This is a genomic window from Gordonia rhizosphera NBRC 16068, from assembly GCF_000298195.1.
Classification (GTDB): domain Bacteria; phylum Actinomycetota; class Actinomycetes; order Mycobacteriales; family Mycobacteriaceae; genus Gordonia; species Gordonia rhizosphera.
In genome coordinates this window covers 14659-40897 of sequence record NZ_BAHC01000011.1, presented here as the reverse complement: position 1 = coordinate 40897, position 26239 = coordinate 14659, and the positions used below count along the sequence as shown (strand labels likewise).

The window sequence follows — 26239 nt, the reverse complement described above, 5'->3', positions numbered from 1 at the left end:
GGACTTCCGGGCGGGCGTGCGGTTCGGGGTGCACATCGTCTACTTCCGCCCGACGTCGGTGCGGCTGCTCGACGCCGACCCCGACCACCCCTTCTACGGCGAGCGTGAGCTCATGCGCTGCCCGCACGCGTCGTCGGCGGGCAAGTTGTTGTTGGCGTCGATGTCGCAGTGGCGGGAGATCGTGCGTCCGCCGTTGCCGGCGCTCACCGCGTACACCGTCGTCGACCTCGCCACGCTCGCGGCCGAGATCGACGAGGTGCGCCGTACCGATCTCGCCTGTGACGTCGGTGAACTCGTCGCCGAGCAGGCCAGCGTCGCGGTGCCGGTGTTCGACGTGACAGGTCGGGTGCGGGGAGCGGTGATGCTCACCGGTGTCGCGTCGCGGATCGAGGTGCTCACCGAGCTCGCCCCGCGGTGCCGGACGTTGGCCGCCGGGCTCGGGCCGCTGCTCTACTGACGGTCCGTCTCGTCCGGGCGGTCAGAACTCCAGCACGACGGGTGCATGATCGCTGGCGCCCTTGGGTTTACGTGCCTCCCGGTCGACGAACGCATTGCGCACGCGGTCATCGAATGCGGGGGAGCACATCAGCATGTCGATGCGCATCCCCTCGTCGCGCGGGAATCGCAGCTGCTGGTAATCCCAGAAGGTGTAGCCGTCGGCGTACGGCAGCGCCGAGTCGCGGAATCCGGCGTCGCGGATCGCACCCAGAGCGGCGCGTTCGGCCTCGGAGACGTGTGTCCTCCGGTCGAATTCCGTGACATCCCAGACGTCGTCGTCGGTTCCGATCACGTTCCAGTCGCCGGCGAGCACGATCTGCGCGCCCGGATCGTGGGCGAGCCACAGCGCACCGATGTCCCGCAGCGCCGCGAGCCAGGCCAGTTTGTAGCGGTAGTGCGGATCATCGAGAGAGCGACCGTTCGGCACATACAGGCTCCACACCCGCACGCCGCCGCAGACCGCGGAGATCGCCCGCGCCTCACGCTGCGGCGTCGCGTCCCCGGCACCGAACGCAGGCTGCCCCTCGAAGCCGCATTCGACCTCCTCGAGCCCGATCCGCGACGCGACCGCGACGCCGTTGAAGCCGCCGTCACCGAGATGGGCGACGTCGTAACCCGACGCCAGGAAACTCATCAGCGGGAACTCGTCGTCCCGGCACTTTGTCTCCTGCATGGCGAGCACGTCGATCTCGTTGCGTTCCATCCACGCGACCACGAACTCCGAGCGCGCGCGGATCGAGTTCACATTCCAGGTGGCGATACGCATCTCAGGCCTCGAGTATCGCGACGGGTGAACCGGCACGACGCCAACACGTCTCGACGCCCTCGGCCAGGTCGGGGGCGGTCACCAGGATCGCCGCAAAGGTCGCCGTCGGACGGGCGACGTCGCGATAGTGATCCCGGTAGAACCCGAGCGACGACGCGAACCACCGCAGTTCGTCCGGGTCGTCGCGCAGCAGGTGCTCCGCGTTGACGATGACGGTGACGTACGCGGAAGGTTCGTGTCCGTCCGCGACGTCACCGGCGAGATCGCGCATGCAGTCGTCGAAGGCGTCCTTGTTGCGTCCGAAATGGCCGGGGAACCCCCAGGCCCGGGAGAACTCGTCGAACAGGGCCGCAATGGTGGACATCTCGGCCGCATCGACGACGACCCACCGGACCCCGGCGGACAGGGCCGGGGCGTCGTCGCCGGGCCACACCCCGACGACACGTCCGTGACCGCCCGCCGCGGACAGGAACCGCGACATCGGCATCGGTGCACCCGCGGATGTGTTCGTCAACTCGGCCCCCGGATCATCACGAAGGATCGGTAGTGGTCATCGGTGTACCAGGCGGTGCCGTCGCTGCCGGTGACGATCCGTTCGGCGTCGCGGCTCTGCCCGGGCTCCTTCGGGTTGACGTCCCACTCCTGATAGGAGATGCGTTTGCCGTCCGCGTCCGTCGCCGGGAGCAGGCCCTCGTTGTTACGGAAGACGTTGCCGCCCTGTGTTCCGGGTGCGTTCGCCGCCTCCGGCCACTCGCCGGCGTCGATCAGGGCCAGGGTGCGCGTCACCCGGGCCGGCACTTTCGCGGTGGTCGTCGTCGGGGTCGATGAGGTGGTCGATGCTGCGCCGTCATCAGCACCGCCGCCCACGAACCAGCCGATCGCGATGACGGTAAGAATCGCCACCACCGAGAGGGCGGAGAGGATCGGGCCTCGTCGTCGGGTGGGTCGTCTTGTGGGTCGTCGGGTGGGTCCGGTGGGGTGCGTCATCCGATCACCTCACCCGACCTCGAGGTAGCGGGCGGTGTGATGCAGCCCGAAACCGAGTGCGCGATACCAGTTCCCGGCGACCCGGTTGTCGCCCTCGACCTGTACGTAGATGCGCTCGGCGCCCTCGTCGCTCCCCCAGGCGACCAGCGTGGACAGCACGGCGCTCGCCAGACCCGAGCGGCGCCGCGCCGGATGCGTCCAGATCGCGGTCAGACCCAGCCACCGGGTGCCGTCGTCGGCCGCGGTCACCGACGCGCGGCCGATCGATCGGGGCCCGCCGAGTTCGGCGGTGTCGTCGTCGACGGCCGCGAAGGTCACCGGACCCCGCGACGCGCTCACGACCGCGGTCGCGGTGTCGACGTCGACCTCGGGGCCGCGGTAGGCGCGCAGCCAGGCAGGTGTCGGCGTCGTGGCCAACCGGACCGCCCGATCGTGGGCCGCGGGAAAACCGTCGACGTCGCGGACGAGGACATCGATCTCGCCGCTCACCGGCCGGCCCGTGATCTGCCCGGCGGGCACGAGCCGGTCGGGCAGCGCCACCAGCAGCGGCAGGCCGCGCTCGCGGTACCAGGCCCGGATCTCGCCGAACGTCGCATCGTCGGCGCGCGCACCGAACTCCAGCGGGATCGCCGAGTTGGCGCGCCGCGTGAATCCGCCGCCAGAGCGCAGCAGCCAACCGGCGACGGTGGTCGACTCCACCCCCGGCCACGCGGCTGCGGCGGCGCCTTCCAGCGCGCGGATCTGCGAGTTGCGCACCGTCACCCGCGACAGGATGCGAATAGAGGAGATCGCGGTACGCGGGACCGACTCGGGGGTGCCGTCGCGGTCGACCACGAGCGGGTCGCCGTCATCGACGAGCAGGCCCGTGACGTCCGACAGCGTCGCGGTGGGGTTACCGCGCCAGTCGGCGGGTGTCCGGTCGCCGAGCCGGTAGCGGACGACGACGCGGTCGCCGATGAAGGGCAGGCGGTCGGTCACCGGGCTCAGTCGTCGTCGTCGTGACCGAACGGGTCGGTGACCTCGCCGGGGGTCCACGTCAGTCCCGGGGTTCCCCAGCCGTTGCGTTTGATCGCCTTCTTGGCGGCCCGGGCGTTGCGGCCCATCAGCACATCAACGTAGAGAAATCCGTCGAGGTGACCCACTTCGTGCTGCAGCATGCGGGCGAAGAACCCGGTACCCTCGATGACAACCTCGTCGCCGTTGCGGTCGACCCCGGTGACCCGCGCCCAGTCGGCGCGCCCGGTCGGGAACTGCTCTCCGGGAACTGACAGGCATCCCTCGTCATTGTCGTCGGGGTCGGGCATCGTCTCCGGGATCTCGGAGGTCTCCAGGACCGGGTTGATCACCTCGCCACGCCGCCGGCGGGCCTCGAAGCGCTCGCCGTCGGGGCAGTCGTAGACGAACAATCGCCTGCCGACCCCGACCTGGTTGGCGGCCAGCCCGACCCCGTGCGCCGCGTCCATGGTCTCGTACATGTCGTCGAGGAGCGTCACGACACCGGGCGCCGGGCGGCGCTGCGCATCGAGTTCGACGAGTTCCGTCGGATGGTGCAGGACGGGTTCGCCGACGATGCAGATCGGGAGAATTGCCATGCGCCACAGATTACCGAGCGACGTCGGGCGAGCCTGCGAGTCATGGCGAGTCACACCGCGAAGCGGCTCTCTGATCGTGGTTAGATGATCACCGAACCACATTGCTGTGATTCGTTCGTCGACACGAATCCGGCCCGAGAGTTCACCGGTTGATCGGACCGGCCTGGTCGGCGAACATGGCGGCGATGTGATGTGCACGAGGCGATCTTGAGGGAGCGAGATGGACGGCGCAGCTGCGCGAAGCCCGAAACAGGGCGATCAACCCACACCCGCAGACCCCACACGTACCGACGCCGCTGCTGACCCGACCACGAATGCCGCCGACCCTCATGAGGTCGGGCCCGATGGCCTGTCCCGTCGCGAGCGCGACATCCTGGCGTTCGAGCGGCAGTGGTGGAAGTACGCCGGTGCCAAGGAAGAAGCGATCAAGGAACTGTTCGGTCTGTCCGCGACGCGCTACTACCAGGTGCTCAACGCACTCGTCGATCGACCCGAGGCGCTGGCCGCCGATCCGATGCTGGTCAAGCGTCTCCGCCGGCTCCGCGCGTCCCGGCAGAAGGCGCGCGCGGCACGGCGTCTGGGCTTCGAGATCACGTAGGTGACCGCGGGGCCACCTCGACCGGCCGATCGGCCGGCGTGAGCTAAGGTTCTCGGTGATGAATCCTGATCGCGAACCGAGCCGCCTGCCGTTGCGGGCCGGTGCCATGTTGTTGTTGGCGGTCGCCATCGTCTTCGTCGGTCTCGGCTGGCATTCCGCGGCGACCTCCGGGGACAACCCGGAGAAGGGCCTCGAGGAGGCCCAACGGCAGGTGGCGACCACCGCCCCGGCGAGTACGTCGGCGAAGGCGTCGGCCGACAAACCGCGGGTGTGTGTCTACAACGCCGGGACGATCGCCGGGCTCGCGGGCGACATCACCGACGAACTGAAGGCGCAGGGATTCGAGACCGCCACCCCCGGCAACCTGTCCACGTCGTCGATCACCGAGAACACCATCTTCTACGACGACGGCCAGAAGGCACAGGCCGAGGTGGTGGCCGAGGCACTCGGCGGTGACGCGAGTGTCGATCCCCGCCCGTCCTCGTTCACCCGATGCTCCACCGGCATCCCGGTCATCGTGGTGTCACGATGACCGTCCGCGCCGAGGCGCCCCGAGTCTGCACCACAACAACCGGCCCGTTCAGATCGCAAGGAGTGACATGACCGTCAGTTCGACCAACGCCTCGACCGCCACCGGATCGAAAGGCCGGACCGCTCGACGCGCGCTGACCGTGCTCGCCGCGGCGGGCATCATCGGTGCGGCGCTGGCTGCGTGCACCCCCAACGAGCCGCCCAGCGACGTCCCCGGCACGACCCCGTCGGTGATCACGGGCAACCAGGTGCCGGAGCTCCCAGAGGTCGGCGAGGCCTACCACAACTTGGAGACGGCAGCCGAGAGCGCCTCGGCGTCGATGGAGAGCACTCCGGAGTCGGCATCGGAGAGCGCTGCGGCGTCGACGACCGAAAGTGCGCCGGTGTCTGAACCCGCCCAGCCGTGATCTGGTGTCGATGAGGTCATCGAGGCGGCGCATGACATGGCGCTGCGGTGATCCGTGGTCATGATCACGCCGATCGAGTTCGACGGCTCTCCGACCCCGTCGCTGGGGGTGGAGTGGGAGTTCGCGCTGACCGACAAGGAGTCGGGGGACCTGTCGAACTCGGCGGCCGCTCTGTTCGCCCTGGTTTCCGAACGGGTGCCGTCGCGTCGCGAGAAGATCCACAAGGAGTTGCTGCGCAACACCGTCGAGCTCGTCACCGGGATCTGCCGGGACACCCCCGAGGCGGTGGCCGATCTCGCAGGGACGATCGCCGCGGTCCGTGACCTCACCGACGAACTCGGGGTCGACCTCTACGGTGCGGGCACCCATCCCTTCGCCCAGTGGTCGACGCAGCTGCTCACCGAGGGCCATCGCTACGCCGAACTGATCGAACGGACCCAGTGGTGGGGTCGGCAGATGCTGATCTGGGGCGTCCACGTGCATGTCGGGATCAGTCACCGCGACAAGGTGCTGCCGATCCTGAGTTCGCTGCTGAAGTACTACCCGCATCTGCTGGCGCTGTCCGCATCGTCGCCGATGTGGGCCGGCCAGGACACCAGCTACGCCAGCAACCGCGCGATGATGTTCCAGCAGTTGCCGACCGCGGGTCTGCCGTTCCAGTTCACCGCCTGGTCGGAGTTCGAGGCGTTCGTCGCCGACCAGAAGACCACCGGCATCATCGACCACATCAACGAGATCCGGTGGGACATCCGGCCCTCACCGCATCTGGGCACCATCGAGGTGCGGGTGTGCGACGGCATGACCAATCTCACCGAACTGTCCGCGCTGGTGGCCCTGATCCACTGCCTCGTCGTCGATCTCGACCGGCGGCTGGAGGCGGGGGAGGAGCTGCCCTACATGGCTCCCTGGCTGGTCCAGGAGAACAAGTGGCGCGCGGCGCGATACGGGTTGGACGCGATCGTCATTCTCGACTCGGACTGTCGCGAGCGACTGGTCACCGAGGATCTCGCCGAGCTCCTCACCCGGCTCGAACCGGTCGCGCGTGACCTGAATTGTGTCACCGAACTCGCCCGGGTCGGCAACATCGTCACCGCAGGGGCCAGCTACCAGCGGCAGCGGGCGGTGTATCAGCAGTCCGGGGACATGCGGGCCGTGGTCAGTTCGGTCGTCGCCGAACTCCGCTGACCACCCAAGTCAGGGTCAGGACGGGACGCCGCGAGGCGCGGCCCGGCGTGCGCTCGGATCCCATTCCGACGGTCACGCCGGGCCTCGCCTCTTCACACTATGGAGTTCTCAAAGTTCATACGCGGCCCAGGATTCGGGTCGCCGGTCACGTCGGGCTAACGATGCAGCAGGTCAGGTGTTGTGGTTGATGCTTCGGTCAGGCGGCGATGTCGTCGAGGTGCATGGTCCGGCGGTTGTAGGCGGGTATCGGGGTGCGGGTCGGGTCCTGCTCCACCGGCGGCAGCAGCCAGGGATGCCGGTCGGCGCCCATGATGATGTCCCAGCCGGAGGCGTGGATTTGGGCGTGACACGAGGTGCAGAGTAGGCACCCGTTGTCCAGGTCGGTGGGACCCCCATCAGCCCAATGCCGCACGTGATGGCACTGTGTATATCCTGCTGCCGCACCGCATTTGACACAACACTGGTCGCGGACGATCAACGCCTTGCGTTGATGATGGGTGAACAGGCGCTGCGGGTGTCCCATGTCCAACGGCACCTTCTCGCCGTCGACGATGATCGCGGTCACCGTCGCGTCACAGGACAGCGTTTTCGCCAGGGTCTGCGAGATCGGGCCCAGCCACTGCAACGCCGCCGCATCCGGGGTGTCGGCCGGGACGGTCAGATTCAACTGCGTTTTCGGGGCCGCCACCAGATCCGCGACACCCGAACTGGCGGCGCGTGCGGCCGCGTCCAGGATCATCTCCAACGCATCCGCACGGCGCTGCCCCGCGGATCGGGCATCCTCAGAGCCGTCGGGTTCGGGGCGTTTACCGGCCAGGGATTCGATCGCCGACACCAGTTTCTCCCCGATCACGATGTCCAGGTTCGCCGAGACCTCCAACCGGCCGTCGTCGGTGGGCGTGGTGGTCCACTCGTTGATGGTGCGGTCCTCACCGGCCGGGACACCGCCGTGGTCGTCGGCGATCTGGTTGCCGATGCTGCGGGCGGTGTCGAGCACCTCGCGTGGGGTGGCCCCGGCAAACGCCTGGGCGATCAACGCCAACTGGTGTTCGATGCGTGACACCTCGCTCAACGGTTCCGGCGACCTCTTCTCGATGTGCCCCATGCCGCGGACCAGCGCGTCGACGTGTTCTGAGGAGAAGACCCCATCGCCGGAATACGCCGCGACCCGTTCCAGGGTGGTCAGGGCGGCCGCGATCCGCAGCCACCGATCCGCGATGGCGGGTGCGGCACCCATCTCGATCAACAGGGCCCGCGTCTTCCCGCCGGTCTGGCGGGCCACCCCCAACCGGTCCAGGGCGCCGGCGTGTACGGCGAGTTGATGGTCGACCACGTTCCGCAGGCCCATCAGGATCTTGGTGGTCTCGTACACCTCGCGGCCGGTGGCGTCGGAGGTGATGGTCAGGTCACGGACGGTGGGGAGCAGGGTGTCGATCGGCATGCCCCTATAGTAGTCGAACACCTGTGCGAATTGCGACGCTTTGGCGGGTTATCCACAGGCCAGGATGAAACCCGTAACACCTTGTCCCTCAATGGATTTGGTTTGCGAAGACTGAACTCTGAAGGAGTAGGCGTTGCGTGTGGTCAGGATACTGTGGAAGGCCTGCGAATCGCTCGTGGTCGGGTGGTCGACGCCGAGTTCACGGCCCATGGTCACGGCCCGCTGGTGCTGGTCCGGGTCGAGGCACACGCGCGGGCCCGGTCCCGATGCCCCCACTGCAATCGCGTGTGCGGTTGTTACGACCGCGCTGACCGGGCGCGCCGCTGGCGGCACCTCGACATCGGTGGCACACGCTGTTTCGGCGAGGCGCGGGTGTCGCGGCTACGCTGCGCCCGCCATGCATCATTCAATGGGCCAACCGAGCCCGCACCGATGCCGATCACGGTTGCTGGGCACCGTGGCCGGACTCTGCGACAACGACCGCCAACACCTGCGGTGGGCACTGCCCACGAACCCCGAAGACCTCACCGACAATCAACGACTCCAACGACCGATCAGCCACCAGCGCCGCCCAGCAACAACGCCCATCTACCTACGAGTCGCACACCTATAGCGATGCAAACGAGCCCTCGGCCAATCCTCAGCGAACGGATGTCACCAAGCCCATCGAGTCAATCCTGAGTGGGGTTTTCCATTTCCGCGCGGGACATCAGCCCGTCGCGGGCGCGTTGCTCCTGGTAGACCAGCCGGCCGATGCGATGGGCGATCACCGGTGCCGTCGTCAGGGCGAACAGTCCCGCCAGGATCAGCATGCCGATGTCGACGCTGTCGCCGAGCCGCAGAATCGCCCCCGCGAGCATCAGCAACAGTCCGAAGGTCTGCGGCTTGGTGGCGGCGTGCATCCGGCTGAGCGTGTCCGGGAACCGCAGCAGGCCGATCGACGTGGTCAACGAGGCGGTCGCGCCGAGCAACAGCAGGATCGCGGAGATGACGTCGATGATCATGTCTGGTCGTCCCGCACTCGGAAACGGGCGATGGCGGCAGACCCGACGAAGCTGAGCAGCGACAGGGCGACGATGGCCGGGACGACCGTCGAATCCAGGCTGTAGGCGGCCCAGACGGCGAGGCCGCCCATACAGATGGCGACGATGGTGTCGAGGGCGACGAGGCGGTCCAGTGTCGTCGGACCGCGCAGGACGCGGATCGTCGTCAGTACGGCCGAGACCAGCAGCAGCGCGGTCACGATCAGCCACACAATCGTCATCGTGGGCCTCCCGAGGGGCGTTGATCGGGAATCACGTCGGGGCCGGCGGTGCGCTCCGCGACGTGCACCCGGTCGGTATGTCGGACGTTGTGGAAGTCGTCGTCGATGCCGTGGTAAGGGCTCGGGTGCCATTCGCTGTCCCGCTCGAAGGCCTGGACGAAGGCGCGTTCGACGAACTTCATCTGCTTGTAGAAGGCCCGCACCTGTTTGTCGGTGCGCACGTCGAAGACATGGACGTAGAGCATCCGACGGCGGTGGTCGATCTCGACGACCATCGTGCCGGGGACCATGTTGAGGTAGTCCACGGCCAGGGTGAGCACCATGTCGGACTTGATCGCCACGCGCACCCGGATCACCGCGCCCATCGGTGGACGGCCCGGGCGGATCGCCGCCCACGCGACCTGCACACTCGACAGGACCAGATCGAACACCAGTCGGACGAGGATGACCAGCAGCGCGATGGGGTGGATCCGGCCCTCGACCGGAACCCGCGGCAGCGGCAGCAGGGTCACCACCGCGACCGCCACCACCAGACCGCCGATGATGTTCGCCCACGTGACCGTGCCCCACAACAGCACCCACACGAAGGTGAGCCAGCCCAGCGTCCACAGCCGGACCCACACCTCACGGGAGTCGCTGCCCAGCCAATTTGGGATGCGGATGTTCTGCCGCAGCCAGACCAGCGCGCTGACGAAGTTCCAGAAGATGAACAGCAGCGAGACCCGCCACGCCGTGATGATCCGTGCCTTCACTGTGCACCTCCCAACACGGCCTCGATGTACACGCCACGGTCGACGATGTCGTTCGCGGCCCGGTCGGTGAACCCGAGGATCGGGCCCGCCCACAGGGTCAGGACCAGCCCGGCCACGACCATCAGCACCGTCGGCACGACCATGCCGATCGGCATCCGCCCGACGTCGGCGCGGTCGTCGAAGGCGATGTCGGTGCTCTCGTCGATCAGCGCAGACGGCGCCCGATCGGCCAGATCGCCCTCCGGGGCGTCGGCGCGTGGACGCCAGAACCCCTTCGTCCACACGCGGGCCACCACGTAGAGAGTCAGCAGGCTGGTGATGACCGACCCGGCCACCAGCACCCACGCGAGTGCCGAACCGTCCTGCACTCCCGCCTCGAGGAGGGCGACCTTGCCGATGAATCCGGAGAACGGTGGGATGCCGCCAAGGTTCAGCGCGGGGATGAGGAACAGCCCGGCCAGCAGCGGGCTGGCGATCAGGCCGCCGAGCCGCCGCAGCGACGCGGACCCGGCCTGCCGTTCGATGAGACCGACCACGAGGAACAGTGTGGTCTGCACCAGGATGTGGTGGGCGACGTAGTAGATCGCCGCCGACAGCCCGAACCGCGACGACAGGGCGATGCCGAACACCATGTAGCCGATGTGGCTGACCAGGGTGAACGACAGCAGTCGTTTGATGTCGGACTGCGCGATCGCGCCGAAGATGCCGACCAGCATCGTCAGCAGGCCGGCCACGAGCAGGATGTCGTCCATGGACCCGCCCGGGAACAGAAGGGTGTGGGCCCGGATGATCGCGTACACACCGACCTTGGTGAGCAGGCCGGCGAACACGGCGGTGACCGGAGCAGGCGCGGTGGGGTAGGAGTCGGGCAGCCAGGTCGACAGCGGGAACACCGCCGCCTTGATCCCGAACGCCACCAGCAGCACCGCGTAGAGCGCGTTGCGGGTGCCGTCGGGGACATGATCGAGCCGCGTGGCCATCTCCGCGAGGTTGAGGGTGCCGGTGGTCGAGTAGGCGAATGCGATCCCGGACAGGAAGATCAGCGACGACACCATCGACACCATCACGTACGACGCTCCAGCCCGGACCCGGTCCGGGCTGGCGCCGAGCGTGAGCAGCACGAAGCTCGCGGCCAGCAACACCTCGAACGACACGTAGAGGTTGAACAGGTCGCCGGCCAGGAAGGCGTTACAGACCCCGGCCGTCAGGATCAAATAGGTCGGCAGGAAGATCGACACCGGCTGTTGTTCGGTGCCGTCACGGATACCCTGACCGATCGCGTACAGGACGACGCACAGCAACACGATCGTCGACACCACCAGCATCAACGCGGCCAGCTGGTCGACCACGAGGGTGATGCCGAGCGGGCCGTTGGGGTATCCCCGTCCGCCCCAGCCGCCGATGGCGACCGCGAACGTCCCGTAGGTGTTGGTGAGGTAGAGCAGTAGACATGACGTGGCGAACGCCACCGAGATGGCGCCGACGGTGACGACGCGCTGGAAGCGCGGACTGCGGCCCATCACCAGGGTCAGCGCGGCCGCGACGATGGGGACCAGCGTCGGCAGCGCGATCAGCACCGTTACCCAGGACGGCTGCGGGGTCATCGGTCTGCCCCCTCGACGGTGTCGGTGTCGTCGGCGTTCGCGGTGATGACCTCCACGTCCTCGGGCATCAGGTCGGTCTCGATGACCCCGAGATGGCGCGCGGCGTATTCGGCGGGGGTGAGCGGATTGCCCTCGTCGTCGAAGAGGTCACCGGCGGTGGTGTCGGCGAGGGTGACGGGGTCGTCGCTGCGGTCGCGGTCGGGGGCGTCCTGCAACGAACTGCCGAGGATCTTGACGTCCTCGGTGTCGTCCTCGACATCGTCGTCGTCGCGGTTGATGACGAACAGCCGGTACACCAGCGACAGCACGAACGCCGCCACGCCCATGGTGATGACGATGGCGGTCAGCACCATGGCCTGTGCGAGGGAATCCGCGTCCGCGGCGCGGGCCTCGGCCGTGCGGCCGAGGATCGGGGGGTTGCCGATGGGGCCGGAGACCACCAGGATCAACAGATTGATCGCGTTACCGCACAGCAGCAGACCCAGCAGCATCCGGATCAGGCTGCGCTCCATCAGCAGGTAGGCGCCGCACGCGGCGAGCACCCCGATGACGATCAGCAATCCGAGGTTGATGGTCATCGGCTCACCTGCCCGGCGGTCGGGCTCTCCGGAGCCGGCTGGTTGTCGATCGCGCTGGACTCCACGTCGAGGCGCGCACCGAGGCTGCGCAGGATGTCGAGCACCAGCCCGACGACGATGAAGTAGATACCGAGGTCGAAGAACAGCGCCGTCACCAGCTTGACCTCGCCGAGCACCGGCAGCGTCACCGAGAAGACCGCCGACGACAGCGCCGGGGCGCCCAGGAACAGCGAGGTGACCGCGGTGCCCGCCGAGATGGCGAGCCCGAGGCCGAGAATGCGTCCTGGTTCGATCGGCAGGGCCTCACCGAGTTCGTAGCGGCCGCCGGCCAGATACCGCAGCACCAGCGCCAGGCCCATGGTCAGGCCGCCGGCGAAACCGCCGCCGGGGGCGTTGTGCCCGGCGTAGAAGAAGTACAGCGAGAGCACCACCATGGTCGGGAAGATCAGCCGGGTGGTGGCCTCGAGGATCATCGACCGGTGCCGCGGGTCACGGAAGTCGCTGCCCAACAGCCAGGTGGTTCGATCGGGTGGGATCGGGTCGTCGGCGTCGCCGCTGAAGCCCGCCTGCATCCGGGCGGCGTCGGCGACACGCGGCACCGCGCCGAACCGACGGTTGCGGAAGACCATCGACGCCACCCCGGTGGCCGCGACGATCAGGACCGAGACCTCACCGAGCGTGTCCCACGCGCGGATGTCGACCAGCAGGACGTTCACCGCGTTCGCGCCGTGCCCGAACTCGTAGGCGGCCTCGGGGATGTCGACGTGCAGCGGCTGCTCGGAGCGGGCTGCCGCGGCGAACAGGCCGACCGTCACCAGGGTTGCGCCGAAGGCGACGGCGACCGCCGCACGCAGCGGTCGGAAACCGGTCGCGTGCCGTGGTTCGGGCTCGGCGGGCAGCTTGCGCAGCACCAGCACGAAGATCACCAGCGTGAGCGTCTCGACCAGGAACTGGGTCAACGCCAGGTCCGGGGCGCCGTAGAGCGCGAAGAGCATGCCCGCCCCGTATCCGGTGAGGCCCACCACCAGGGTCGCGGCGAGACGGTTGCGCAGCACGGTCGCGGTCAGTGCCGCAGCCACGATGATGCCGCCGATGACGAGCTGGTTCACGGTGTCGAATCCGGCGACCTCCAGCCGATTCCGTGACCCGAGGGCCAGCGCCCCAAGGGGGAGCAGGATCGTGGTCGACAAGATCACACCCTGTGTGATCGGCAGCGACCCGCGTTGGGTGTTGCGGGTCAGCATCAGTGAGGCGGTGTCGGCGGCGCGGAGTGTCGCGTCGTAGATGCGGTCGGCGTTGACGAGCGGGCGGCGGAACAGCCTGTCGCCGACCAGCCGGATCGCCACGAACAATATGGTGCCCGCGACGATCACGACGATCGAGAAGATCACCGGCAGACCGAAACCATGCCACATCGCCAGATGCTCGAGTTCGTGTCCGTAGGCGGGCAACGTCTGCGCATACGGTTCGAAGAGACTGCCGATCCACGGGCTCGCGAACCCGGCGACCACGCCGCCGAGCGCGAGCAGGATCGGGGCGGCGAGGAACAGCGGCCCCGGCGGGTGCAGCTTCGCGACCACCGGGCTCGGGGCGGTGCGCACCTTGCGGCCGAACGCACCCCACAGGAATCGGCAGGTGTAGGCGAAGGTGATGGTCGAACCGACCAACAGCACGACGTCGATCGTCTCCGCCTGCCACGGCAGGAAGGCCCCGGTGTCCCAGACCGATCCGAAGGCGGTCTCCTTGCCGACGAAGCCGATGGTGAAGGGCAGCCCGGCCATGCTCGCGCCGGCAACCGCAGCGGTGAGCGCGAGCACGGGCAGACGATGCCCGAGGCGTGCCAGCCGGCGGATGTCGCGGGTGCCGGTCGAGTGGTCGATGATCCCGACCACCATGAACAGGGAGGCCTTGAACATGGCGTGCGCGACCAGCATCGTGAGGCCGGCCATCGCGACGTTGGCGTCACCCATCCCGACGAGCACGGACAGGAAGCCGAGTTGGGAGACCGTGCCGAACGCGAGCACCAGTTTGAGGTCGAGCTCCCGCAGGGACCGCCACCCGCCGAGCACCATCGTGACCATGCCCAGGCCGACGACGAGGACCTGCCAGCCCGGTATGGTCGCGAAACCCGGTGCGAGCCGCGCGATGAGGTAGATGCCTGCCTTCACCATCGCCGCCGCGTGCAGATAGGCGCTGACCGGGGTGGGTGCGGCCATCGCGCCGGGGAGCCAGAAGTGGAACGGGACGATCGCCGACTTGCTGAGCGCCCCGATCAGCATCAACACCACCGCGCAGTCGACGTACACCCCCGTCGCGGGCGGGTTGGCCAGGATGTCCGACAGCAGGAACGAGCCGGCGCGTTCGCCGAGCATGATGATGCCGACCAGCATCGCCAGGCCGCCGGCCGTGGTGACCAGCAGGGCCTGGGTGGCCGCGCGCCGCGCGGTGGCGCGGATGCCGTAGAAACCGACCAGCATGAACGACAGCACCGTCGTCAGTTCCCAGAACACGTAGAGGACCAGCATGTTGTCGCTGACCACCAGGCCGAACATGGCGGCCGCGAACGCGATCATCTCCCCGCCGAAGACCGCCACCCGCGGTCGCGCGTCGTCGAAGTAGTGGGCGCAGTAACACAACACCAGGGCCCCGATGCCCAGGATGAGGACCGACATGATCGCGCTGAGCGTGTCGAAGCGGGTGACGATGTCCATGTGCAGGACGGGCACCCATTCCACCGTCTCGACGGCCGGCGGTGCATCGTCGGCGGGCCAGTTGGCGATGACCCACACGAGGGCGCCGGCGGGGGCCAATACGAGCACATAGAAACCGCGGGTACCGAGCAACCGGATCACCGGGGGCGCGAGCAGTGCGCACAGCGCGAGCGCAGCCAGCACGGAGATCAAGTGGGCACACCGTCTTTCGGATTCGGGCGGGGTGTCACGGGCATCGCCCGCGGTGTCTACCTTACCGTTGCTGGCATGATCCGCTTCGCCAGGTCGTCGTCGTTGATCGTCACACTTCTCGTGGCGATCGCGGTGCTCGCGGGCTGCGGTGGGGGCGGCGATGAACAGTCGGGTAACGCCGGATTGCCCGGCGACTTCCCGACGGCGCAGGTCCCGTTGGTGACCGGCACGGTGCTGAGCGCCGACGGCAACCGCGCCGACGGCTGGTCGGTCACCGTCCAAGGTGGCCCCGATGCCGGGAACGTCCTCGACGCCGCGGTGCAGACCCTCACCGAACAGGGCTACACCGAGTCGCAGCGCACCAGCGACGGAGACCGCCGGGTGGTGATCCTGTCGGCAACGAAGAACGGTGACACCTACTGGGTGCAGGTGGGGACGACCCCGGGCGCCGCGGGCGCCCGCGCCGTCTTCTACCAGATCACCGCCGGTCGGTAGCCCGCGTTCTCTGCCGGGGTCGGGTGGCGCGGGGTGGCTGGGTGGCGGGTGTCGGGTTTGTCGGGTTCTCACAGGTGATTGACAGGTTCGCGGCAGCGACCCACCAGGTGACGCCAGCACGGTGGATATCACTCTTCATCTGCACGAAAGCGAGAGACAACGATGTCCACACCTCAGGACGACAACGTGGCCCGCGGCGACCAGTCGGCGGATGTGCCGGCGCCCGACCAGGCGGCGCCGGACCAGGCGGCGCCGGACCAGGCGGCGCCGGACCAGTCATGGGCGGAGTACCCGGGAACCGAGCCGCTCGGCGCGGAGCGCCCATTCACCCCTGGACCCGCGCCGGATGCGGAAACCGAACAGATCCCGGTGTCGCCCGGACCGCAGCCGGGAGCCGAGCAGCCGATGGCGTGGCAGTCGACCCAGCAACCCATGGCCCAACAGCCGATGGCCCAGCAGCCCGCAGCGCCGTCGCAGGGCGTGACCGACAAGGTCCGCAACGCGATCATCGCCGGCGGCATCGGCGTCGCCGTGGTGATGGCGCTCGTCGGCTTCGGTGTCGGCTACGCGGTCGGCGACTCGTCGTCATCGAACCAGGGGCCCGGCGCCGCCTGGCAGCAGAGTGGCTTCGGACCCGGGGCCGGCTCGGGCGCCGACGGGTACGGCGGCTTCGGACAGATGCCCGGCGGCCAGGACGGTCAGGGCGGGATGGGTCAGTTCCCCGGTCGACATGGGCACGGTCCGGGTGACGGTCAGCTGCCGGGGGAGAGTCAGATGCCGCAGCAGACCCCAGGTCAGACCACACCGGGCCAGACCACGCCGGGTCAGACCACGACCCCGCAGGGTTCGACCGGGGCCTGATACCTCAGCGTCGGTCGGCGTAGGCGCGTAGGTTCTCCACCTGCGCCGCATCCAACGACGGTCGGACCCGGCGGCGCGCTTCCGCGACGTCCTCGGGTCCGACGGTCGCGGCATCGATGTCGCGACGCATCGCCGACAGCGCGGCTTCGCGCAACAACGCCGAACAATCCGCGGCCGAATAACCCTCCAGGTCGGAGGCGAGCGCCTCCAGATCCACCTCGTCGGCGAGCGGGACGTTGCGTCCTGCCGTCCGCAGGATCTCCGCGCGCGCGTCGGCATCCGGCGGGGGCACGAACACCAGCCGTTCCAGACGCCCCGGCCGCAGCAGAGCGGGATCGATCAGATCGGGGCGGTTCGTCGCACCCAACACCACCACGTCCTGCAGCGGCTCGACACCGTCGAGTTCGGTCAGCAGGGCCGCGACGACCCGATCGCCCACGCCCGAGTCGGTGGACTGCCCGCGACGCGGGGCCAGCGCGTCCACCTCGTCGAGGAAGATCAACGACGGCGCGGACTCGCGGGCCCGTTCGAAGAGATCCCGGACCGCCTTCTCCGACGACCCGACCCACTTGTCCATCAGTTCGGCACCCTTGACGGTGTGCACCGACAGCCGGCCCGACGCGGCGAGCGCGCGCACCACGAAGGTCTTGCCGCATCCGGGCGGCCCGAAAAGCAGCACACCCCGCGGTGGTTCCACCCCGAGCCGGGTGAACGTGTCCGGGTGCTGCAGCGGCCACAGCACGGCCTCGGTGAGCGCCTGCTTGGTCTCGACCATGTCCCCGACGTCATCGAGCGTGATCGCTCCCACGCTGACCTCGGGCGAATCCAGCCGCGACACCGGGCGGATCACCTCGAGGGCGCCGAGCAGGTCGGCGGTGCGCAGTGCGGTCGCGGGCCGCTCGTCGTCGTCGTGCCCGGTCGTCACCCGGGCCGCCGCCCGCAGCGCGGCCTCCCGCGTCAGGGCCGCGAGATCACCGGCGACGAAACCCGGTGTCCGAGCGGCCACGGCATCGAGATCGAGGTGACCGTCGATCGGGACGTCGGTGAGGATCACGGCCAGCAGCCGCGCGCGGGTCGCCGCGTCGGGCAGGCCGACGATCAGTTCGCGGTCACATAGCGACGGGTCACGCAGCCGGCTGTCGAGCCGGACCGGTTCGGCGGAGGTGGCGATCAACGCGATCGTGCCCCGATGCGGCACGTCGGCGCCGTCGGCGATCGCGGATCGCAGTTCATCGAGGATCAGCGTCGAGACCGGTTCGGGTGCCGCGGATTCCCGCGGAGCGGGCAGCAACGCATCGACGTCGGTGATGAGCAGGACACCGCCCGTGTCGCGCAGCACCGAGATCGCCGACCGCACCGCGCCCAGACGGGCGTTGGCCTCCAACGCACCGACGGTGGGCCCGTCGATCGTGGTCAGCGGGCGCTCGGCACACACCGAACGGGCCAGTGTCGCCTTGCCCGCCCCGGGCGGTCCGGTGATCAGTACACCGAGCCGAGGGCTCGCGCCCAGCGTGCGGAGCACCTCCGGCTCGTCGAGGGTGATCGACAGCCACTCGGTCAGCTTTGCGACCGGCCCGTCGACCCCGATCAGCGTGGACACCGGGCGGACCGCGCCGGGGTTCGACGGTGTGCCGGTCGAGACACCGGGCGCCACGGCCGCGGCGCTGTCGGTCGGGCCGGACGATGCGGGTGGGACCGGAACCGCCGCGGCCGCGAACCCCATGGACGTCGTCGGGGGTGGCCCGGCCTCCGGCCGGCGGATGCCGGACGCACCGTCGCCGGCCCACAGCACCGCGGTGTTGGTCTGCACACTCACCGCGCCCGGCGGGTCCGTCTCTGCCACCGTGAGCAACTCATTCGTCCAGGTGATCCCGACCGACACCGCCAGGGCCCGGGTGGCGTCCCCGGCGGCGAACTCAGGGCCCAGATCGCGGGGCAGCAGCGACACCGCATCCCCGACCGTGACGACCTTGCCCAACAGGGCGCGACGCAGTGTGGGTTCGTCGACGGAGCGGGTGGCCAGCGCCGACCCCGATACCCGGATGCGGGTCGCGCCGTGTACCCGCACGGGCGCCAACACCACCGATGCGTTCTCCCGCACACCGGCGTTGGCGAAGGTGATGTCATCGAGGAGCGCGGTACCGGTCGGCGTCTCGGGACCCGCCGCGGCCACGACGGCCGCGGTGACCCGGGCGCCGGTGATCGAGACCGCGTCCCATTCCCGCAACCCCAGCGCGGCGAGCACCTCGGTGTGGATACGAACGATGCCTCGGCGCGATTCGGCCGCCGAGGGATTGACGCGTGCGGTCAGGGTGAGCCGGACCGGTGAGGTCATCGGGTGGAGTCCTCGGCGGGCGGTGGGGCCGCGGGTCGTCGCAGACCCAGTCGGGCCTGCGACCGGCCGGCCACGGTCAGCCGACGGCGACGACCCGGCTGGGCGCGGGCGATGGCCCGCCGTTGCGCACGCCGCTCCGCGGGACGGTCCTCCCAGTGTTCGGGACGGGAGGCCACCCACCGCTGACTGCTCCACGCGAACGGGATGTTGATCAGGTAGGCGGCGATCAAGATCATCATCAGCACGTAGGGGAAGGTCAGCAGCACGGCCGCGCCGATCGCCACCATCACGAGCAACCCGGCGAGCGCGCGCGGCGGGATGGACGCGGTCTTGAACGACGACGTCGGCACCCGGCTGACCGCGAGCAGCGCGACGAACACCAGCCATCCGCCGACCACGGGCAGCGACGTCCACCAGCCCGACCCGAACTGTTGCGACAACCCGATGGGCAGCAGCGCCATGATCGCGGCGGCCGGCGCCGGGACACCGACGAAGAAGTCGCGGGTGTAGCCGGGCGCGGTGTCGTCGTCGAGGAGCGTGTTGAAGCGGGCCAGGCGCAGCACGATCGCGCAGCAGTAGACCAGCGTGAGAACCCAGCCGAAGTCCTCGCCGTCCATCAGGTGCAGGTAGACGATGAGCGCAGGCACCACGCCGAAGTTGATGGCGTCGGCGAGGGAGTCGATCTCGGCGCCGATCCGGGTGGTGGCGCCCATCAGCCGGGCGACCCGACCGTCGATGCCGTCGAGCAGCGCCGCGGCGACGACGAGAGCCATCGCCATGTTGATGTTGTCGTTCGCCGCGAAGCGGACCGCGGTGAGGCCCGCGCAGATGGCCAGGATGGTCAGCGCCGACGGGATGAACATCCGCCCGGCGGGGACCTGCCGGGCCAGCCGGGTGCGCCTGTTTCCCGGCGTGGTCGGTGCCGTCGCACGGGTGGCGGTGCGGCGTTCGGCGCGGGTGCTCGGCGTGCGCGACGACACCGAACGGTCTGATTTGCGGGCGGTGACCATCGGATCAGGTCAGCGTCGCGAGGACGGTCTCGGCGCCGACCGCGCGTTGGCCGACCAGCACCTGGGGTTCGCATCCGGCCGGCAGGTAGACGTCGACGCGGGACCCGAATCTGATCAGTCCGTAGGTGTCGCCGGTCCGTAACACGTCCCCGACGACGGGTTCGCACACGATGCGCCGGGCCACCAGTCCGGCGATCTGCACGACCGCGAGGTCGTGCACGGCGTCGCGGCCCGGTACGCGCAGCGTCATCGTCGTGCGTTCGTTGACCGAGCTGGCGTCCGGAAGATCGGCCGACACGAACGCGCCGGGGGTGTGGGTCACCGACATCACGGTGCCCGCGACCGGCACCCGCTGCACGTGCACGTCGAAGATCGACAGGAACGTCGACACCCGCGGGAGCGGATCGGGGCCGAGACCCGCCTCGGGCGGCGGCGCCGCCTCGTCGACCAGCGAGATGGTTCCGTCGGCCGGTGCGACGACTGCACCGGGTGTCGTCGGTGGAACCCGCGACGGATGCCGGAAGAAGGCCGCGCAGGCCGCGGCGGTCAGTGCGGCGGGCCGGGCGATCCACGGATGCCGACGACCCAGTACCGCAATGGCTGCGGGTGCCGCGACGAACGGCACCCCGGCCGGATGGATCGGCGGGATGGTCTCGCGTGCCAGATCGACGAGGTGAGCGACTCCGGTCGCGGATCCGTCCGGACGCGGGCGCCTGGCCACCATCAACCTCCTGTTGCACCGGGCGAAGTGTCCGGCGGGCCCGGACCTCGTACCAGCTTAGTGGGTCCGCGTCAGAGCATGATGACGTCTACCGGTGTCCCGGCGCTCACGGCATCGACGTCCGCCGCGATGTCGATGAGGGCGTCGGCGCGGGCGAGGTAACGGAGGTGATGCGATGCGGGAGGGCCGATCGGCTTCACCGCGAAACCCTCGGCGTCGTCGGGTTCGGACCGACTCAGCACACCGCGCAGGAACTGTCGCTTCCCGGCCGGGGACCGGATGTCGGATTCCAGATGGGCGTGTACCCGCCGGCGGTCCGGCGGCAGGCCCATCGCGGCCCGCAGGGGTGTCCGGATGAACACCTCGAACGAGACCAGCGAACTGACCGGGTTACCGGGCAGGGTCACGATCGGGACCGCGCGCCCGGACGGACTCGCATAGCGGCCGCACCCCTGTGGCATGCCGGGCTGCATCGCGACCTTCACGAACTCGACCTCGCCCGAGGCCGCCAGTGCGTCCTTGACCACCTCGAACGCCCCGGCACTCACGCCGCCGGAGGTGATGATCAGGTCCGCGTCGTCACTGATCTCGTCGAGGCGGGCGCGGAAGGCGCCCACGTCGTCGGTGACGAAGTGCACGTGGGTTGCATCGGCGCCTGCCTCGGTGGCCGCGGCGGTGAGCATCGGCCCGTTGGATTCGTAGATCTGCCCGTACTGCAGTGGTGTCCCCGGCGTCACGAGTTCGGAACCCGTCGACAGCACTACCACGCGGAGGCGGGGTGCGACCGTGACCTCGGTGATCCCGAGGGCGGCGAGCAGGCCGATCTGGGGGGCGCCGAGCCGGGTCCCGGCAGGGATCGCCGGTTCCCCCGCAGCGATGTCGGAGCCTGCGGTGCGGATGTGTCTGCCGGCCGGAACCGCGGACCGGATGGTGACGATGTCGACGCGGCCGTCGGTGACCTCGACGGGAATGACCGCGTCGGCCCCGACCGGTACCGGCGCGCCGGTCATGATGCGGTGCGCGGTGCCCGGCTGCAGCGTCAACCGATCGGTGCGTCCGGCCGGGATGTCCTCGGCGACGGGCAGACGCACCGGGGATCCGTCGGTGGCCGAGGCGATCTCGTCGGCCCGCACGGCGTAGCCGTCCATCGCGGAATTGTCGAAGCCGGGCAGCCCGAGAGGAGCGGCGATTTCGGCGACCGTGACGGTGCCGAGGGCCTGTGTGGCGGGTATCCGCACCGATCCGGGTGCACCGAACAGTGCGGCGACGACAGTCTGGTGATCTGACACCGATCGCATCCGCTCAGCATGCCATCCGATTCCGTCGGCCGTGCGCGGTGCGCCCGACGCGACTAGATTTTCAGACTATGACGCTCGGGCTGCTGCTGGACATCGACGGGGTGATGGTCACCTCGTGGCAGGCTCTGCCGGGGGCCGTGGACGCCATCGCGGAGCTGTCCGAGCAGGGCTATCCGCGGATGTTCCTGACCAACACGACGTCGCGATCGCGAGGCGAGATCGCCCAGCTGCTCACCGAATGCGGTTTCGACGTGCGCGCCGAGGAGATTCTGACCGCGGCCAAGTTGACCGCCGAGTATCTGACGGCCAATCACCCGGGCAAACGCGTGTGGGTGATCAACGAGGGGCCGATCGCCGAGGACATGACCGGTGTCGAGATCACCGACGACCCGGAGCAGGCGCAGGTCGTGGTGCTCGGCGGTGCCGGCCCGGTGTTCACCCACGAGGCGCTGTCGCGGGTGCTCGAGCTGATGATGTCGGGTGTCCCGGTGATCGCCATGCACCGCTCGATGACCTGGTCGACGGCGAAGGGCCTCAGCATCGACACCGGGGTCTACCTCGAGGGACTGGAGAAGGCCGCCGGGCGCAAGATCCGGGCGATCGGCAAACCGTCGCCGCTCGGCTTCCGGGCCGCCGTCGATATCATGCAGCTGGAACCGACACAGGTGGTCATGGTCGGCGACGACATGTACAACGATGTCCTCGGCGCGCAGGCGGCGGCCCTCATCGGCGTGCTGGTGCGCACCGGCAAGTTCCGTGAGGAGGCGTTGCGCGCGTTGCAGCGCGACGAGTTCGGCCCGGTGCCCGACCACGTGATCGACTCGGTCGCCGACCTGCCGGCCCTCATGGAGAAGCTGGCCAACCGGTAGGAACCGGCGAGCCGTCAGGCGGCGTTCGTGGCCGCCGACTCGGCCGCCTGCTTGATCTTGCCGAGGGTCTCGGCCATACCGGCCTTCAGCTCGGCCTCGAAATCGTCGTTGCCGCCGAGCAGTTTGTCGACGAAGAACGACGAGATCCAGGTCGTGGTCCCGTTGGCGGCCTCACGCCGCTCGGTCACCCGGACCCCGTTCGTCGAGGGCTCGATGGTGTAGCTCCACACCGTGCGGTTCTCGCCGATCCGGAACGCCAGTTCGGTGCCCGGGGACACGCGGATCACCTTGGCGGTCGTCGGCCAGACCTTGAGCCCCTGCCGGTTGATGTTGACCGTCCGGGTCCCCACCGCCACCGGGCCCCCGAGCATGAACATCTTCTTGCACTGCGGGCTCCACTCGCCCATGCGGCGCAGGTCCGAGATCACCGCCCAGACGTCGTCGGCGGAGGCGTTGATCTCGATCGATTCCTCAATCAGTGGTGCGGCCATGGTTTTCCCCTCGATGTCGTCGATGACAGATCGGGCTCGACCCTAGGGGCTTGTTGTCTGACCGTCAATAGCGATCGAGGCCGATCACAGACCGGGCGCCGATCACAGACCGAGCGTCGCACCGATCACGCCGCCGACCCCCAGGAACACGGCCCCGCAGATCCATCCCGCGGGGTGGCCGTCGTCGTCGAGCAACAGCGCCGAGTTTGCCCGGGGTCAACCAGTCGACGAGGACGAACGACCACATCATCACGGCGATGGCCAGGAGGACGTAGATCGCCGTGTACAGCAGCCCGCGCCACAATTCCAGCGCCAGCGAGTCGCGGATACCGGCGACCATCACGATGGACAGCCCGATCACCTGCGCGGTGGACAGGATAACCGCGTTGCGGTTGTGCTCCAGCCAGATCAGGTTGCGCAGCCGCCCCGGTGTGACCAGATCCAGGGCGAGGAACCCGATGACCAGCAGCACGATTCCGACGATGCTGTACGCGGCGGCGTCACCCAGGTTGTCGCGCAGTTGTCCCATGGGGGCAACAGTAGCGACGCTCGATCGGAGATCAGCCGACGGTGACCATCTCGTAGTCGCCGACCGACCGTGCCAACACCGAGACGTGATCGGCGGCATCGCCCAAGGTGTGCGAGATCGCGGTGAGCCGGCTCAGATAGTGGCCGACCGGGTACTCGGCGGTCATGCCGATACCGCCGTGCATCTGCACCGCCTCCTGCCCGATGACCCGGGCCGACCGGCAGATCTGCAGCTTGGCCCGCGAGGCGATGGTCGGGTCACAGATGCCGTCGGCGAGCGCGGTGGTCGCATACAGACTCATGCTGCGCGCCAGCTCCAGCTGTGCGTACATGTCCGCGGCGCGCTGGGTGAGCGTCTGGAAGTGTGACAGCGTCACACCGAACTGCTTACGGGTCTTCAGGTACTCGACGGTGAGGTCGAGCGAGCGCTCCATGGCGCCGACGGCCTCGGCGCACAGCGCGGTCTGGATGCCGACCTCGGCGTCGGAGATGAGCTGCGTGGCGTCGCCGCTGCCCAGTCGAACCGCGGCGGCGTCGTTGAACTCGATCTGTGCGCCACGACGGCGATCGTGGGTGCGGTAGCCGGTGCGCGTGACACCCTCGGCGTCCGCGTCGACCAGGAACAGGCCGACACCATCGTCGGTGCGTGCCGACACGACCAGCTTGTCTGCGCAATCACCGTGTCCGACGAGGACCTTGGTGCCATTGATTCTGCCGTCGGTGGCGGTGGTGGCGACCTTCGCCCCCGGCCAGCGGTCGCCGGCCTCGAGGTGGGCGAACGCCATCAGCAGCTCACCCGAGGCGAGCCCGCCGAGAAGCTCTGCACGGGTGTCGTCGTCGCCGGTCGCGGCGATAAGCGAGCCCGGGACGAGGACCGCGTCGAGGTAGGGCTCGGGTGCCAGTGCGCGACCGAGTTCGGTCATCACGCTGGTGAACTCCACCGGGCCGGCACCCATGCCGCCGTCGTCCTCGGGGAAGGTGAGGCCGAGGATGCCGATGTCGGCCAACGACTTCCACACCCCCTTGTCCCAGCCGAGTTCGGTGTCGGTGACCGCGCGGAGTGTCTCGATGTCGTACTTGCGGGTCAGCACTTCGCGCACGGTGTCGCGCAGCATCGTTTGTTCGTCGGAAAGTTCGAAATCCATGAAAGGTTCCCAGGTTCTCGTGTGTCGTGAAAAGTAATGAGGCGGTGGGCTTCTCAGAGTCCCAGCACGGCCTTGTCGATGATCTGGCGCTGAACCTCGGACGAGCCGCCGTAGATGCTGACCTTGCGGTAGTTGAGGTAGGTCGGCACGGACATCTGCGCCCACTCCGGCGAGTCCACCTCGGCGGTCCCGTTGGCGGCGGAGGCGTCGAGGCCGGCAACCGGCAGCGAGTTCGCGCCGGCGACGTCGGCGAGGAGCTCCATGGCGTCCTGCTGCAGCTGGCTGCCGCGCAGTTTCAGCAGCGACGACGCCGGGTTCGGCTTGCCGTCCGCCGACGACGCGGCGACCCGCAGCTGGGTCATCTCGAGGGCGAGCAGATCGTTCTCGAGTTCGGCGAGACGCGCCGCGAACAGCGGATCCTCCAGGAGGGTGCCACCGGATGCCGTGGTGGTGTCGCGGGCGAGTTCCTTGGCCTTGGCGAGCTTGGTCTTGGTGTAACCGACGCGGGCGATGCCGCTGCGTTCGTTGCCGAGCAGGAACTTGGCCTGCGTCCAGCCCTCGTTCTCCTTGCCGACCAGGTTCTCGACCGGCACGCGGACGTCGTTGAAGAAGACCTCGTTGACCTCGAAGCCGCCGTCGATCAGCTGGATCGGGCGCAACTCGACGCCGGGGGTGTCCATCGGGAACAGCAGCATGCTGATGCCGGCCTGCTTCTTCGCGTCCGGATCGGTGCGCACCAGGCAGAAGATCCAGTCGGCGTACTGGCCGAGGGTGGTCCAGGTCTTCTGGCCGTTGACGACGTAGTGGTCGCCGTCGCGAACCGCGCGGGTCTTCAGCGACGCGAGATCCGAACCCGCTTCGGGCTCGGAGAAGCCCTGGCACCACCAGATGTCGAGGTTGGCGGTCTTGGCGAGGAACCGCTCCTTCATCTCCGGGGAACCGAACTGCGCGATGACCGGACCGATCATGCCGACGTTGAACGCGAGCATGTCCGGGACGTGCGCGAGGCTCATCTCCTCGCGGTAGATGTGACTCTGGATGGGCGTCCAGTCCCGGCCGCCCCACTCCACCGGCCAGCCCGGGGTCGCGACGCCGTGCTCGTTGAGGATGCGGGTGGTGGTGACGAGGTCTTCAGGGAAGTTCAGTTTGCCCGCCTCCGACCGGTTGCGGATGTCCTCGGGCACCTTCGCGAAGATCGTGCGCAGCTCCTCGCGGAACGCTTCTTCCTCGGGACTGTATTTCAGCTGCATGTGTTCTGTCTTACTCCTGGTCGGGGTGTGGGTGCAGACGCGAAACTCGGCGGGGCCAGGCGGTGCGCTTGCTGACTAAGCGATTGCTGACTAAGCGCTTGCTTAGTGGTACTCTCCCACTATGCCTCGA

General features: G+C 68.8%; 28 protein-coding genes and 1 pseudogene. 9 read left to right on the top strand and 20 right to left on the bottom strand.

The window, feature by feature from the left end; all coding sequences use genetic code 11:
* A partial coding sequence (locus GORHZ_RS00975; RefSeq protein ID WP_006329483.1) for an IclR family transcriptional regulator domain-containing protein occupies positions 1-457 on the top strand: 457 nt, incomplete at its 5' end.
* A gap of 21 nt (positions 458-478) precedes the next feature.
* Here the strand turns inward: GORHZ_RS00975 and GORHZ_RS00970 are convergent.
* The 5 genes from GORHZ_RS00970 to GORHZ_RS00950 are packed head-to-tail and all read right to left on the bottom strand — an operon-like array spanning position 479 to position 3843.
* Entirely contained in the window at positions 479-1264 is a 786-nt protein-coding gene (locus GORHZ_RS00970; protein ID WP_006329482.1) for an exodeoxyribonuclease III, read from the bottom strand.
* 1 nt (position 1265) lies between these two features.
* Positions 1266-1778, bottom strand: coding sequence for a barstar family protein (locus GORHZ_RS00965; RefSeq protein ID WP_083877151.1), 513 nt, complete (start codon positions 1776-1778; stop codon positions 1266-1268).
* Entirely contained in the window at positions 1775-2251 is a 477-nt protein-coding gene (locus GORHZ_RS00960) for a guanyl-specific ribonuclease (protein ID WP_006329480.1), read from the bottom strand. The genes GORHZ_RS00965 and GORHZ_RS00960 overlap by 4 nt, the downstream gene beginning before the upstream one ends.
* A 9-nt stretch (positions 2252-2260) precedes the next feature.
* Positions 2261-3229, bottom strand: a complete 969-nt coding sequence (locus GORHZ_RS00955) for an N-acetylglutamate synthase, CG3035 family (protein WP_006329478.1) — start codon at positions 3227-3229, stop codon at positions 2261-2263.
* Positions 3230-3234: 5 nt separating this feature from the next.
* On the bottom strand, positions 3235-3843 hold the full coding sequence (locus tag GORHZ_RS00950; protein ID WP_006329476.1) for a peptide deformylase: 609 nt from the start codon (positions 3841-3843) through the stop codon (positions 3235-3237).
* Positions 3844-4063: 220 nt separating this feature from the next.
* On the opposite strand from GORHZ_RS00950, the gene napA reads away from it, so the two are divergent.
* The 4 genes from napA (at position 4064) to GORHZ_RS00925 (ending at position 6564) form a co-directional block, all read left to right on the top strand.
* Positions 4064-4441: a nucleoid-associated protein NapA gene (napA, locus tag GORHZ_RS00945; RefSeq protein WP_006329474.1), complete on the top strand. Its 378-nt coding sequence runs from the start codon at positions 4064-4066 to the stop codon at positions 4439-4441.
* A gap of 58 nt (positions 4442-4499) precedes the next feature.
* The gene (locus GORHZ_RS00940; RefSeq protein ID WP_006329472.1) at positions 4500-4973 is read left to right on the top strand and encodes a LytR C-terminal domain-containing protein; all 474 of its coding nucleotides are present in this window, start codon (positions 4500-4502) and stop codon (positions 4971-4973) included.
* Positions 4974-5040: 67 nt separating this feature from the next.
* Positions 5041-5379, top strand: a complete 339-nt coding sequence (locus GORHZ_RS31495) for a hypothetical protein (protein WP_006329471.1) — start codon at positions 5041-5043, stop codon at positions 5377-5379.
* Between the two features lie 63 nt (positions 5380-5442).
* Entirely contained in the window at positions 5443-6564 is a 1122-nt protein-coding gene (locus GORHZ_RS00925; RefSeq protein ID WP_040529589.1) for a glutamate--cysteine ligase, read from the top strand.
* Between the two features lie 196 nt (positions 6565-6760).
* Here the strand turns inward: GORHZ_RS00925 and GORHZ_RS00920 are convergent, their stop codons facing one another.
* On the bottom strand, positions 6761-8005 hold the full coding sequence (locus GORHZ_RS00920; protein WP_051998713.1) for an HNH endonuclease signature motif containing protein: 1245 nt from the start codon (positions 8003-8005) through the stop codon (positions 6761-6763).
* Here GORHZ_RS00920 and GORHZ_RS32150 point away from each other — a divergent pair.
* On the top strand, positions 7886-8686 hold the full coding sequence (locus GORHZ_RS32150; RefSeq protein WP_373279549.1) for a transposase family protein: 801 nt from the start codon (positions 7886-7888) through the stop codon (positions 8684-8686). The genes GORHZ_RS00920 and GORHZ_RS32150 overlap by 120 nt on opposite strands.
* On the opposite strand, the gene mnhG is transcribed toward GORHZ_RS32150, so the two are convergent.
* The 6 genes from mnhG to GORHZ_RS00885 are packed head-to-tail and all read right to left on the bottom strand — an operon-like array spanning position 8677 to position 15106.
* The gene (gene mnhG / locus GORHZ_RS00910) at positions 8677-9009 is read right to left on the bottom strand and encodes a monovalent cation/H(+) antiporter subunit G (protein ID WP_006329465.1); all 333 of its coding nucleotides are present in this window, start codon (positions 9007-9009) and stop codon (positions 8677-8679) included. The genes GORHZ_RS32150 and mnhG overlap by 10 nt on opposite strands.
* Positions 9006-9269 (bottom strand): monovalent cation/H+ antiporter complex subunit F, encoded by a 264-nt coding sequence (locus tag GORHZ_RS00905; RefSeq protein WP_006329463.1) that lies wholly within the window; start codon positions 9267-9269, stop codon positions 9006-9008. Before GORHZ_RS00905 ends, mnhG begins: the two co-directional genes overlap by 4 nt.
* Positions 9266-10021 carry a Na+/H+ antiporter subunit E gene (locus GORHZ_RS00900; protein ID WP_083877149.1) on the bottom strand — a complete coding sequence of 252 codons (756 nt, stop codon included), beginning with the start codon at positions 10019-10021 and terminating at the stop codon, positions 9266-9268. Before GORHZ_RS00900 ends, GORHZ_RS00905 begins: the two co-directional genes overlap by 4 nt.
* Entirely contained in the window at positions 10018-11625 is a 1608-nt protein-coding gene (locus GORHZ_RS00895; protein WP_006329459.1) for a Na+/H+ antiporter subunit D, read from the bottom strand. The genes GORHZ_RS00900 and GORHZ_RS00895 overlap by 4 nt, the downstream gene beginning before the upstream one ends.
* Positions 11622-12203 carry a Na(+)/H(+) antiporter subunit C gene (locus GORHZ_RS00890; RefSeq protein ID WP_006329457.1) on the bottom strand — a complete coding sequence of 194 codons (582 nt, stop codon included), beginning with the start codon at positions 12201-12203 and terminating at the stop codon, positions 11622-11624. Before GORHZ_RS00890 ends, GORHZ_RS00895 begins: the two co-directional genes overlap by 4 nt.
* A complete protein-coding gene (locus GORHZ_RS00885) occupies positions 12200-15106 on the bottom strand; it encodes a Na+/H+ antiporter subunit A (RefSeq protein WP_006329456.1) in 2907 nt (968 codons plus the stop codon). Before GORHZ_RS00885 ends, GORHZ_RS00890 begins: the two co-directional genes overlap by 4 nt.
* A gap of 75 nt (positions 15107-15181) precedes the next feature.
* On the opposite strand from GORHZ_RS00885, the gene GORHZ_RS00880 reads away from it, so the two are divergent.
* Both GORHZ_RS00880 and GORHZ_RS00875 read left to right on the top strand, forming a co-directional pair.
* Positions 15182-15601, top strand: coding sequence for a hypothetical protein (locus GORHZ_RS00880; RefSeq protein WP_040529572.1), 420 nt, complete (start codon positions 15182-15184; stop codon positions 15599-15601).
* A gap of 162 nt (positions 15602-15763) precedes the next feature.
* Positions 15764-16462: a hypothetical protein gene (locus tag GORHZ_RS00875; protein ID WP_006329454.1), complete on the top strand. Its 699-nt coding sequence runs from the start codon at positions 15764-15766 to the stop codon at positions 16460-16462.
* Positions 16463-16466: 4 nt separating this feature from the next.
* Here GORHZ_RS00875 and GORHZ_RS00870 read toward each other — a convergent pair whose 3' ends face one another.
* The 4 genes from GORHZ_RS00870 to moeA form a co-directional block, all read right to left on the bottom strand.
* On the bottom strand, positions 16467-18797 hold the full coding sequence (locus tag GORHZ_RS00870) for an AAA family ATPase (RefSeq protein ID WP_006329452.1): 2331 nt from the start codon (positions 18795-18797) through the stop codon (positions 16467-16469).
* Positions 18794-19807 carry a CDP-alcohol phosphatidyltransferase family protein gene (locus GORHZ_RS00865; protein ID WP_006329449.1) on the bottom strand — a complete coding sequence of 338 codons (1014 nt, stop codon included), beginning with the start codon at positions 19805-19807 and terminating at the stop codon, positions 18794-18796. Before GORHZ_RS00865 ends, GORHZ_RS00870 begins: the two co-directional genes overlap by 4 nt.
* A gap of 4 nt (positions 19808-19811) precedes the next feature.
* Complete coding sequence (locus GORHZ_RS00860; RefSeq protein ID WP_040529570.1) at positions 19812-20528, bottom strand: phosphatidylserine decarboxylase; 717 nt, start codon at positions 20526-20528, stop codon at positions 19812-19814.
* Positions 20529-20599: 71 nt separating this feature from the next.
* A complete protein-coding gene (gene moeA / locus GORHZ_RS00855) occupies positions 20600-21826 on the bottom strand; it encodes a molybdopterin molybdotransferase MoeA (protein WP_040529569.1) in 1227 nt (408 codons plus the stop codon).
* A 68-nt stretch (positions 21827-21894) separates the two neighbouring features.
* On the opposite strand from moeA, the gene GORHZ_RS00850 reads away from it, so the two are divergent.
* A complete protein-coding gene (locus GORHZ_RS00850; RefSeq protein WP_006329440.1) occupies positions 21895-22695 on the top strand; it encodes an HAD-IIA family hydrolase in 801 nt (266 codons plus the stop codon).
* Between the two features lie 14 nt (positions 22696-22709).
* On the opposite strand, the gene GORHZ_RS00845 is transcribed toward GORHZ_RS00850, so the two are convergent.
* The 4 genes and pseudogenes from GORHZ_RS00845 to GORHZ_RS00830 form a co-directional block, all read right to left on the bottom strand.
* Positions 22710-23186, bottom strand: coding sequence for an SRPBCC family protein (locus GORHZ_RS00845; RefSeq protein ID WP_006329434.1), 477 nt, complete (start codon positions 23184-23186; stop codon positions 22710-22712).
* 102 nt (positions 23187-23288) lie between these two features.
* Positions 23289-23715: pseudogene (locus GORHZ_RS00840) on the bottom strand (DUF350 domain-containing protein).
* Positions 23716-23746: 31 nt separating this feature from the next.
* Positions 23747-24859, bottom strand: a complete 1113-nt coding sequence (locus GORHZ_RS00835; protein WP_006329425.1) for an acyl-CoA dehydrogenase family protein — start codon at positions 24857-24859, stop codon at positions 23747-23749.
* A gap of 53 nt (positions 24860-24912) precedes the next feature.
* Positions 24913-26109 (bottom strand): acyl-CoA dehydrogenase family protein, encoded by a 1197-nt coding sequence (locus GORHZ_RS00830; protein WP_006329423.1) that lies wholly within the window; start codon positions 26107-26109, stop codon positions 24913-24915.
* Between the last annotated feature and the right edge of the window lie 130 nt (positions 26110-26239).